At 70.5% G+C, this 11,640-nt stretch carries 6 protein-coding genes; all 6 read left to right on the forward strand.

The window, feature by feature from the left end:
* Nucleotides 1-144 precede the first annotated feature (144 nt).
* The 6 genes from ACIQ6S_RS00600 (at nt 145) to ACIQ6S_RS00625 (ending at nt 11,638) form a co-directional block, all read left to right on the forward strand.
* Nucleotides 145-963: a hypothetical protein gene (locus ACIQ6S_RS00600; protein ID WP_397606637.1), complete on the forward strand. Its 819-nt coding sequence runs from the start codon at nt 145-147 to the stop codon at nt 961-963.
* A gap of 3 nt (nt 964-966) precedes the next feature.
* Nucleotides 967-2,409 carry a cytochrome c3 family protein gene (locus ACIQ6S_RS00605; protein WP_397606638.1) on the forward strand — a complete coding sequence of 481 codons (1,443 nt, stop codon included), beginning with the start codon at nt 967-969 and terminating at the stop codon, nt 2,407-2,409.
* Nucleotides 2,410-2,546: 137 nt separating this feature from the next.
* Nucleotides 2,547-4,346 carry a heme-binding protein gene (locus ACIQ6S_RS00610; protein ID WP_397606639.1) on the forward strand — a complete coding sequence of 600 codons (1,800 nt, stop codon included), beginning with the start codon at nt 2,547-2,549 and terminating at the stop codon, nt 4,344-4,346.
* Nucleotides 4,343-6,445 (forward strand): hypothetical protein, encoded by a 2,103-nt coding sequence (locus tag ACIQ6S_RS00615; RefSeq protein ID WP_397606640.1) that lies wholly within the window; start codon nt 4,343-4,345, stop codon nt 6,443-6,445. Before ACIQ6S_RS00610 ends, ACIQ6S_RS00615 begins: the two co-directional genes overlap by 4 nt.
* Nucleotides 6,446-6,449: 4 nt before the next feature.
* Nucleotides 6,450-10,238 carry a hypothetical protein gene (locus ACIQ6S_RS00620; RefSeq protein ID WP_397606641.1) on the forward strand — a complete coding sequence of 1,263 codons (3,789 nt, stop codon included), beginning with the start codon at nt 6,450-6,452 and terminating at the stop codon, nt 10,236-10,238.
* The gene (locus ACIQ6S_RS00625; protein ID WP_397606642.1) at nt 10,235-11,638 is read left to right on the forward strand and encodes a multiheme c-type cytochrome; all 1,404 of its coding nucleotides are present in this window, start codon (nt 10,235-10,237) and stop codon (nt 11,636-11,638) included. Before ACIQ6S_RS00620 ends, ACIQ6S_RS00625 begins: the two co-directional genes overlap by 4 nt.
* Nucleotides 11,639-11,640 lie beyond the last annotated feature (2 nt).

An 11,640-nucleotide genomic window follows, 5' to 3' on the forward strand; every position in this document is an offset into this window, starting at 1 on the left:
GTCGGATCGCGAGGCGCGTGCACAAAGTCTTGACGCTCCGGGGCCGTCGCGGCCTAATCGGCCCTAGGGGAAAACGAGCCATGCATCACGTTCCACGCCGCGGTCCGCGGCGTGGCCGCCGGTGCTTGCCAAGGGGACGCGCGGATGGCGAATGACAACATCCTGAGCCACGAGCGTCTGCGCTACTTCAAGTGGTCGGCGCTGCTGATGGCCGCCAGCATCACCTGGTACGCGGTCGACACCCCGCGCTTCGGGCCGGGGGGCGGCACGGTGCTCGGCTACACCCTTGGCACCGTCGGGGCCCTGCTGATCGTCTGGCTGCTGCTGTTCGGAATCCGCAAACGCCAGTACCTCGGCGGCGCGGGCACCGTTCGCGGCTGGCTGTCGGCACACGTCTACCTCGGGCTGTCGCTGCTGGTCGTCGCCACCCTGCACACGGGATTCCAGTTCGGCTGGAACGTCCACACGCTGGCTTACGGCCTGATGGTGGCGGTGATCGCGAGTGGCGTGTGGGGCGTCGGCGTGTACCTGCGCAATCCCGGCCTGATGAGCGACCTCCTCGACGGAAAAACGCTGGAGCAGCACGCCGCCGCGCTGGGCGAGATCGACGGGCAGGCCCGTGCGCTGGCGGCAACGATCTCGCCGCGCTTCCTCGAGCTTGTCGAGGCCTCGGCCAAGGCGCCGATCGGCCTGCCGGGCTGGCGCCGGCTGTTCCGACGCGTGCCGGGCTGTGCCACGACGGCGGCGGTCGAATCCCTGCGCACGGACCTGCGCGCTTCCGAGCGCGAGGTGCGCGACCTGTTCGCGCTGCAGTTCCGTCGCCTGCAGCAGCTGAAGCGCATCCGCGCCTACCTGCGCCTGCGGGCGTGGACGGAAGTGTGGCTGGTCGTGCACGTGCCGCTGTCGCTGGCCCTGCTGGGCGCGCTGCTGGCGCACATCCTCGCGGTCTTCACCTACTGGTAGCCCATGGCCTCGAGCTCGCCCTCCGACCCGAATGCCGCCGAACTCGACGCCCTGCGTCGGCCCCTGCGCGGCCGTCGCCTGCTGTCGTGGACCCTGCTGCTGGCCGCCCTCGCGACCTTGGCGCTGGTGCCTTGGTGGTTGTCGAACTCGGCTGCCGAACGGCAGGCGAGTGCGGCGGCCGGCGACGCGCTGAGGATGACGGCGGTGAGCGCGGAGGACATCCAGGCGCATCGGACCGCCCATGCCTGGGATCGCGTCTGGGATGCCGGACCGCTCGATTCCGCGCACTCGGCGCTGTCCCTCGACTGCCGCGCCTGCCACAGCGAGCCCTTCGCCCGCGTGCGCGACGAAGACTGCACCGCCTGCCACCTCACGGTGACGACGCACGGCGGGCCCTCGCCGCCGATCGCCGGTGATCCGGCACCGCGCTGCGCCACCTGCCATCGCGAGCACCAGGGCGCGCAGGGGCTGGCGCTGCAGAACATCGCGCAATCCGGGCCGGCCTGCGTCGATTGCCATGCCGAGCTGGCCGCGCGGAAGCCCGAACTGGGGCTGCTCGACGTGCGCGATTTCGGCGACGCCCATCCGGAGTTCGCGGTGCGCGTGGCCGGGGACGGCGGGGCCCTGCGCAAGCTGCGCCTCGATGCCGAGCCGGCCATCGAGCCGACCGGCCTGAAGTTCCCGCACGACGTGCACCTGAAGGCCGGTATCGATGGGCCGGAGGGCCCGCAGACGCTCGCTTGCGGCAGCTGCCATCGCGCGACCGAGGACGCGCTGGGCTTCGAGCCGGTGCGTTTCGAAACCGACTGCGAGAGCTGCCACGCGCTCACGCTGGAGACCTCGCTGGCCCGCCGCAGCGTCCCGCACGGTTCGGTGGACGACGCGCTGTCGATGATCCGCGAGTTCTACAGCTTCGCCGCGAACAACACCGATCCACGCCGCGCCGAGGCCGTTCCGGGCGCGGTGCAGCGGCCCGGTGCGACGGACGCGGCCGATGCGCGATTCGTCGGACGCCCCGGCGATGCCCTGGCCCTCGCGCGCATCGAAGCCACCGACCTGTTCGAGAAGCGCGCCTGCGCGGTCTGCCACACCGTCACCCGCGTGGCCGAGAACGGCCCGCCCGGCTCGCCGGGGGGCGATCTGCCGCAGTACCGGATCGATCCGGTGGCGCCGGTGCATCCTTGGATGCCGGGCGCCCGCTTCAGCCACGCCGCGCACGTGCAGACCGAGTGCAGTGCCTGCCACGCGGCGGCCACTTCGACGGACGCCAGCGAGGTGCTGATGCCGGGTATTGCCGGTTGCCGCGACTGCCATGCGGGCGCCGTGGCCGAACCGACCCAGGTGCGGTCCGACTGTGGCCTGTGCCACGACTACCACCCGGCCCACGCCGCGCTGCAGGAGGCGGACGTACTCGCGGGCCGCCCGGTGCCGACGGAGGCGCAATGACGGCATCGGGCCGGCCGCGCCGTCGCCCCCGCAGCGCCGCGCGACATCGCGCGACGTTCGCTGCCGTTCTGATGCTGGCTGCAGCTTCTTCCGGGGCGGTGGCCCGCTGCCCGGGCCCGGCCGCGCCGAACCAGCGCTTGGAATCCGCCGATGTGGGTCGCGTGGTGGCGCAGGCGGCCGACGTCGCGCAGCGCCTGAACCAGCCGGCCACCATCGCCGTCGTCGATCGCGTGGGCAACGTGCTGGCGGTGTTCCAGACCACCGGTGCCGCACCCACCGTGCGCATCACCAGTGGCGTGTCGAGCGGCGGTGGGCTCGAAGGCCTGGTCGTGCCGAGCACGGCGGCGGCCATCGCGAAAGCGGTCACCGGCGCCTACCTGTCGTCGTCGGGCCAGGCCTTCAGCACGCGAACCGCCAGCTTCATCGTGCAGGACCACTTCCCGCCGACCATCCGCAACGTGCCCTCGGGGCCGCTGTTCGGCGTGCAGTTCAGCCAGTTGCCCTGCGGCGACCTGGTGCAGGCCGGCAGCGCCCTCGGCATCGGCCCGCGCCGCTCGCCGCTCGGGCTGTCCGCGGACCCCGGCGGTTTCCCGCTCTACAAGGGCGGCAGCGTGGTCGGCGGCATCGGCGTCATCGCTGGCAGTGCGCCCACCTACAGCCTCGATCTCTTCCCCTTCGACTTCGACAACGATCCCGAGGAAGTGATCGCGCACTCGGCGCTGGCCGGCTTCGCGCCGCCCGAATGCATCCGTGCGGAGCGCGTCACGGCCGGCGGCGTGAGCCTGCGCTTTTCCGACGCCGATGGCCGTTTGCTGGCCACCACGGCCACCGTGCCCAACGGAGGTGCCTTCGTTGATGTCGGCGGCTACTACGTCGCTTCGGATGGTCCTCGCACGGGCCGCATCTTCGGTCTGCCGGAATCCGGCGTGGCGCGCGAGAACGTCAACCTCGCCGGCGGCGCCCACGGCCTGCTGAATCCCGATGGCAGCAACCGTTATCCCCCGATCGCCGCGACCGGCCTGAGTGCGAACGACGTGGTGAGCCTGCTCGACGAAGCGCTCGCCGTCGCGAACGCCGCGCGCGCGCAGATCCGCATCCCGCTCGGCTCGCCGGCGCAGGTGACGGTGTCGGTGGTCGATGCCCAAGGCGTGGCGCTCGGCATCGGCCGCACGCCGGACGCGCCGATCTTCGGCATCGACGTCTCGCTTCAGAAGGCGCGTGCGGCCGCGCTGTTCTCGCGCACCGACGCCGCGGCGCGCATCGCGGCGGCGAACTCCGCAGCGCAGCAGGCCTTCTACTTCAACGGCGATCCGCGCGCGGCCGTGGCCTTCTTCCAGCGCCCGACGATCTTCGCCGACGGCACCGCCTTCACCGCGCGCGCCATCGGCAACATCGCGCGGCCGCTGTTTCCCGATGGCATCGATGGTCGCTCGCGCGGGCCGCTCGCCAGCAGCAAGCCGAACTGGAGCCCGTTCAACGTCGGCCTCCAGCTCGACCTGGTGTTTCCGGGCCTCGCCGCCTCGCTGGCGCCGGGTGGCCCGGTCATCAACCGCTGCACCGCTGCGGCCATCGGTGCCGACAACGGCATCCAGATCTTCCCCGGCGGCGTGCCGATCTACCGGAACGGCGTGCTGGTCGGTGCCGTGGGCGTTTCCGGCGACGGCGTCGACCAGGACGACATGATCGCCTTCCTCGGCATCACCCGAGCGGGGCGCTGGCGCGGCGGCGGTCTCGGTCACGCGCCGCTGGCGAAGCGCGCCGACCAACTCGGCCTGCGCTACGTGCAGTGCCCGCAGTCGCCCTTCAATGGCAGCGATGCGCAGAACGTCTGCGGCGGCGATGGCGACCTGCCGACGACGGGGGCGGCGCCGGTGACCGCCGCGCTGCCGCAGATCCCCGCACTGCTGCGTCGCGAACGCATGGAGGACCGCCGATGACTCGCCGGCTCCGCGCGCGCTTGCGCCCGTTGAACCTCTCCGGCGCCTGCGCCGCCGCGCTGGCGCTGTCGGGGGCGATGCCGGCACGCGCCGATTCGGAAGCGCCGCCTGTCGCTGCCCGCGCCGACGTCGCCCTCGTGCAGGTGATGGCGCCGCGCCTCGTGCTTGTCGCGGCCGCGCGTGCCAATGCGGAGCCGCGCTTCGACGTGGCCCGCGGTCGCCTGCTCGAAGTCGTGGCGAGCCGGGGCGAGTGGATCGAAGTGCGCGTTCGCGGCGGCGCCATGGCGGCCGAGGGCGGCACGGCCTGGCTGCGGCGCGAGCGCTTGCCGGACGGCCAATGGAACGTCGAACCGATGCGCGCGCCGGGCGCACCGCGCGTGGTGGGCGCGGATGGCGTGCCGGCGCCGGCCATCGAGCCGCTGGTGCGTCCCGGCGGCGATGTCGCACCGCTGGTGACGCTGCCGCCGCCCCAGCCCGGCCAGGTCGAGGCGCCATTGCCGAACCTGCCGCGCGAATCGGTGTCGGTGCCGGACCGCTGGCGGATCATGCAGGGCCTCGGCTACCGCTTCCCCTGGTACGACCCGTACCACCAGAACGTGCTGAAGGGCGATTTCCCCATCCTCGAATGGGGCAGCGACTGGTTCCTCGCGCTGAACCTCGTCAGCGACACGCTCGGCGAGGCGCGCCGCTTCCCGGTGCCGGTGGCGCAGGTGATCGGCACGCCGGGGCAGGGCAACGACATCTACGGTCGCAACCGCTTCGAGATCGGCGCGCAGACCTTCATCCTCAGCGCCTCGGCCATCAAGGGCAACACCACCTTCAAGCCGCCGGACTACGAGTACCGCATCGTCCCGGTGATCAACATCAACCGTGTCGTGGCGCAGGAATCCGGACTGCTGCGCATCGATCCGGAGGCCGGCCGCACCCGCACCGACACCTTCTTCGGGCTGCAGGAGCTGTTCTACGACAAGCACCTGCGCAACGTGTCGGACCGCTACGACTTCGACAGCCTGCGCATCGGCATCCAGCCCTTCACCAGCGATTTCCGCGGCTTCCTGTTCCTCGACCAGCCTTTCGGCGTGCGTCTGTTCGGCAATCGCGACAACAACTTCTGGCAGTACAACCTGGCGTGGTTCCGCCGGATGGAGAAGGACACCAACAGCGGCCTCAACGACATCACCGAGCCGCTGCGCCACGACGACGTCTTCGTGGCGAACGTGTACCGGCAGGACTGGCCGAGGCTCGGCTTCACCTCGCAGGCCACGGTGGTGCACAACCGCAACCGCGAGGACCGCTTCCGCTACGACACCAACGGCTTCCTGGTGCGCCCGGCCTTCCTCGGCGACCTGCGGCCGCACCGCTACAACGTCACCTACCTCGGCGTCAGCGGCGATGGTCACCTCACCTCGTGGTTCCCGAAGTCGCGGCTGAACCTCACCACCACGACCTATGTCGCGCTGGGTGATTACGAGCGCCATCCGCTGGCCCAGCGCTCGCAGAGCATCCGCGCGCTCTTCCATGCCAGCGAGCTGTCGCGCGACTTCAGCTGGGTGCGCGTGCGCGCCAGCCTGCTCTACGCCAGCGGCGACAAGGACCCCTACGACGGCAAGGCCACCGGCTTCGATGCGATCTTCGAGAACCCGCAGTTCGCCGGTGCCGACACCAGCTACTTCATCCGCCAGACCATCCCGCTGATCGGCGGTGGCGGCGTCGCGCTGAGCGGCCGCAACGGCCTGTTGCCCTCCCTGCGCTCGTCGAAGGAGCAGGGGCAGTCCAACTTCGTGAACCCCGGCCTCGCGCTGGCCGGCGTGGGCGCCGACATCGACCTGACGCCGGAGCTGCGCATCACCACCAACGTCAACCACCTGCGCTTCCTTGAAACGGAAGTGCTGGGCGTGCTTCGCAACGAGGCCCCGCCGCCGAAGTCGATCGGCTGGGATGCCTCGGTGGGCGTGCAGTGGCGACCGCTGTTCATCCAGAACATCGTCGTGAACGGCTCGCTGGCGGTGCTGAAGCCGGGCGACGGCCTCCAGCGTTTCTACGGAACGGAGCAGGGCACGCTGTACTCCGGGATCGTCAACGTGCTTCTGACCTTCTGAGCCCATGACCGACGCCAACGTCCATCGCTCCACTTTCCGGCTGCGCGCCGCGCTGTTCTCGCTGAGCGTGACGCTGGCGCTGGGCTCGGTGTCGCTCACTGTGCGCTCGGCCGGCATCGAGAAGGTCGAACGCACCTACCACGAGTTCCCCGCGGCCCCGGCGCGGCAGCCGCAGACGCTCGCCGATACGAAATCCGTGGGCTGCACCACCTGCCACGAGAAGACCGACCAGCCGACCATGCACGCCAACCCCGGTGTGGTGCTGGGCTGCGCGGACTGCCACGGCGGCGATCCCGCCGTGCGGCGCGGCAGCGAGGCGCCGGACAGCGAGGCCTACACGGCGCTGAAAGATGCGGCCCACGTGCTGCCTGCCGACGTCGGCACCTTCGGCCACGGGCCGGGCAACCCGAAGCACAGCATGGCGCGCTGGACGCAGGAGCATCCGGCCTACGTGCGCTTCGTGAACCCCGGCGACCTGCGCATCGCGCGCGAGGCCTGCGGCGCCTGCCACCTGCCGATCATCCAGGCGCAGGAACGCAGCCTGATGGCCACCTCCGCGATGCTCTGGGGCGGTGCGGCGTACAACAACGGCATCCTGCCGAACAAGATCTACAACCTCGGCGAAGCCTATTCGCGCGACGGCACGCCGGCCCTGCTCCGGAACCCGGTCGACGCCAGCGACCCGGCCCTCGCCGCGCGCGGGGTGCTGCCTTACCTCGCGCCGCTGCCGGCCTGGGAGACGGTGCCGCCGGCCGACGTGTTCCGCGTCTTCGAGCGCGGCGGCCGCGTCATCAACTCGCAGTTCCCCGAAATCGGCCTGCCGAATTCGCTGGGCCAGATCCAGCGCCTCGACGAGCCCGGACGCCCCGATTTGCGCCAATCGAACCGCGGGCCGGGCACCGGCAGCCGCATCGCGGTGCCGGTGATCAACCTGACGAAGACGCGGCTCAACGACCCGCACCTGTGGATGCTGGGCACCAACGACAACCCCGGCGACTACCGCAGCTCGGGCTGCACCGCCTGCCACACGGTTTACGCGAACGACCGCGATCCGCGCCATTCCGGCCCCTACGCCGTGCACGGCAACCGCGGCCAGACGGCGACGGTCGACCCGACCATCCCCGCCGGCACGCGCGGCAGCCCGATCCAGCACGCGTTCACGCGTTCGATCCCGTCTTCGCAGTGCATGGTCTGCCACATGCACCAGCCGAACATCTACGTGAACTCGTTCTACGGCTATGTGCAGACCGACTACGAGAGCGATGCCGCGGCCCTGTGGCCGGAAGAGCAGCGCTACCCGACGGCGGCGGAGATCCGCGAGATCAACCTGCGCAATCCGGAAGAAGCGGTCGTGCGTGGCAAGTGGTCCGACCCGGAGTACCTCGCCGAGATCTCGCGGCTCAACCCGACCCTGAAGGACACCCAGTTCGCCGACTACCACGGCCACGGCTGGGTCTTCCGCGCCGTCTTCAAGCGTGACCGCGAGGGGAACCTGCTCGACGCCGAAGGGGCGCAGGTCGCCAACGACGACCCCGAGAAGTTCGACAAGGCCGTGCACCTCTCGTCGATCCACCTCGACAAGGGCATGCACTGCGTCGACTGCCACTTCGAGCAGGACATGCACGGCAACGGCCACATCTATGGCGAAGTGGCCGCCGCCATCGAGATCGACTGCGCCGACTGCCACGGCACGGCGCGGGCCTACCCGACGCTCACCACGTCCGGGCCGGCGGCGCGCCCCGGCGGCATGGACCTCTCCCTGCTGCGCACGCAGGACGGCCGGCCGCGCTTCGAATGGCGCGATGGCGCGCTGTACCAGCGTTCGGCGCTGTACCCGGACCTCGAGTGGAAGATGAGCCTCACGCGCGATTCGGTGAACCCGGCCAACGCGGACTACAACGAGAAGGCGGCTCGCGCCAAGCTCACGCAGATGGGGGCGGCGGCCCGCAACGGCGAGTGGAACGCCGAGGCCGCTTTCGCCAACGCCTCGGACGTCGAGCTGGCCCACGGCGACGACAAGATGGAGTGCTACACCTGCCATCTGTCGTGGACGACCAGCTGCTCCGGCTGCCACCTGCCCATCCAGGCCAACTGGAAAACCGAGCGCAACCACTACGAAGGTGGCGAGACGCGCAACTACGCCACCTACAACGTGCAGGTGGTGCGTGATGACGTGTTCCAGCTGGGCCTGCACGGCACGGTGAAGGGCAACACCATCGCGCCGATCCGCTCGAGCTCGGCCTTGGTGCTGAGCTCGCAGAACATCAACCGCGAGCGCATCTACATCCAGCAGCCGCCGGTGGCCTCCAGCGGCTTCTCCTCGCAGGCCTTCGCGCCGCATTACCCGCACACCGAGCGCCTCACCGAAACCAAGCAGTGCGAGGACTGCCACGTCTCGGGCAATGGCGACAACAACGCGATCATGGCCCAGCTGCTGCTGCAGGGCACCAACTTCGTCAACTTCATCGGCGGCTACGCGCTGGTGGGCGAAGAGGGCCATGTCGAGGGCGTCAATGTCACCGAACTCGACGAGCCGCAGGCGGTGATCGGCAGCTACCTGCAGCGCATGGCGTATCCGGACTTCTACCGGCAGCACGAAGCGCGCGACCGTCAGCTCCGCGAGGCCTACGGCATCGACAGCGACGGCCCGGCGCAGTGCATCCAGATGCGCGGCGAATACGTCTACGTGGCGGAAGGCGAGGGCGGTTTCCGCGTCTACGACGCGGCCTCGCTGCCCAACAAGGGCTTCTCGCAGCGGATCATCCGCGCGCCGTTCTCGCCGCTGGGCCACGACGCCCACGTGCCGTCGAAGAACGCCACCTGCATGGCGCTGCCCACCAACCAGCCGATCGCCCCGTTCAAGAACGAAGGCGAGCTGATGCGGGTGACCAACCAGGAGCAGCCCTTCCACCCGATCTACCACTACGCCTTCGTGGTCGATGCCGAGGAAGGCCTGATCGTGGTGAAGGTCGACACCTTCGCCGACGGCGAGCCGCGCAACAATTTCCTCGAGCGTGCGGCCACGTGGAACGAGGGTGGCGTGCTTTCTGGCGCCCGCCACATCGTCGTCGCTGGCCACTACGCCTACGTCACCACGCCGCGTGGCGTGCAGGTGGTCGACCTCGACGACCCGCTGAAGCCGAAGGCCTTGGCCTTCGTCGCGCTGGACGACGCCCGCGCCACCGCCGTGCAGTTCCGCTACCTGTTCGTCACCGCCGGCAGCGGCCTGCACGTGGTCGACCTCACCGACACTCGCGCTCCGCGCCTGCTGCCCACTTCGGTGGCGCTGCAGGATGCCCGCCGCGTCTACGTCGCGCGCACCTATGCCTACGTCGCGGCCGGCGCGGAAGGTTTGGCGATCATCAATGTCACGCGGCCCGAGGCGCCCACGCTGCTGACGCGCTTCACCGCGGACGGCGCGATCAACGATGCACGCGACGTGGTGGTCGGTTCGACCAATGCCTCGCTGTTCGCCTACGTTGCCGACGGACGCAACGGCCTGCGGGTGATCCAGCTCACCTCGCCGGAAAGCCAGCCGAACTTCTACGGCTTCTCCCCGGAGCCGAAGCCGGCGCTGATCGCCAGCCGCGCCACCCGCAGCCCGGCGATCGCCCTCTCGAAGGGCCTCGACCGCGACCGCGCCGTCGACGAGACCGGCGGTCAGATCGCGGTGTTCGGCCGGCTCGGCTCGCGGCCGTTCAACCTCGAAGAGATGCAGCGCCTGTACCTGAACCCGGACGGGACGGTGTGGACTGTCCGCAACACCTTGCCCGCTGCTGGAGCCCGTCAATGATCCCGCGCGATGCTCTGGTCATCCTGCTGCTGGCGATGGCGCCGGTGCTCCCTGCCTTCGCCACGCCCGGCGCCAGCTCGACGCCGGTGGCATGGACGCCGTCCGACGACGCCATCCGCGCCGAGAACGCGCTGCGGCAGCCGATGCCCGATCGCGCCTCCGGCACCAGCCTCGGCACCGTCACGTGCGCCAGCAGCACCTGCCACGGGTCGGTGCTGGCCTGGGACGACGTGGTGCTGCACAACGAGTACACCACCTGGGCGCGGCTCGATCGCCACACCCGCGCCTACGCCACCCTGCTGACGCCCGCGAGCGTGTCGATCGCGCGGAAGCTCGGCCTCTCGACGCCGGCGCACGAAGCACCGGAATGCCTCGCCTGCCATGCCTATGCGCCACCCGCCGAACAGCGCGGCGAGCGCTTCGTGCTCTCGGACGGGATCAGCTGCGAGGGTTGCCACGGCCCGGCGGAGCGCTGGGTGGCGTCGCACACGTCGTCCGACGCGTCGCACGCGAAGAACCTCGCCAACGGCCTGTACCCGACCTCTGATCCGGTCGGCCAGGCGCGGCTGTGCACGTCCTGCCACGTCGGTGACGGCGACCGTTGGGTGACGCACCGGATCATGGGTGCCGGCCATCCGCGCCTCGGCTTCGAAGTGGGCACCTTCGCCGCCCTGCAGCCGCCGCACTACGCTATCGATGCCGACTGGCGCCAGCGCAAAGGCGATTTCTCTGCCGGGCGCGTCTGGGCGCTGGGCCAGCTGTTCGGTGCGAAGGCGATGCTCGAAACGCTGGCGCATCCGACGCGCGGCCGCGACGGCCTGTTCCCGGAACTCTCTGCCTTCGATTGCCACGCCTGCCACAAGCCGATGAGCGCGAACCGCTGGTCGCCGCGTCTCGGCATCGGCCCTGGGCGCGTGCGCGTCAACGACGGCCACCTGCTGATGCTGCGTGCCATCACCGAGGCCGTGGTCCCCGATCAGGCTGCGGCCTTCCGCAACGAGGTGCGCGGCGTGCATGCCGCCGTCTCGGCCGGGCAGGGAGATCCCCAAGCCGCGCTGCGCCGCCTGATCGCCCGCCTCGATGCGCTGGTTCCGGTGCTCCGTGCGCAGGCGTTCGATGCCGCGCAGATGCGCGCCGTGCTGCAGCGGTTAATCGCCATCGGTCGTAGCGGCGAGTACAGCGATTACGCCGGTGCGGAGCAGGCCTATATGGCTATCGCGCCGCTGTTGGAGCAGCTCGCTGCCGACGGCCAGCTGGCGGATGCCGCCGCGCTGCGGCCGCTGCTGGCCCGCGCCCGCGAGACGCTGGCGGGGGAAGACACCTACCGGGCCGAGCGCTTCCGCGCGGCCCTCGATGCCTTGGCCGGCGCCGTCCGCGCGCCGGCCGGAACGGAGGGCTGAGC

This window comes from Silanimonas sp. (assembly GCF_044377035.1).
Taxonomy (GTDB): Bacteria; Pseudomonadota; Gammaproteobacteria; order Xanthomonadales; family Xanthomonadaceae; genus Silanimonas.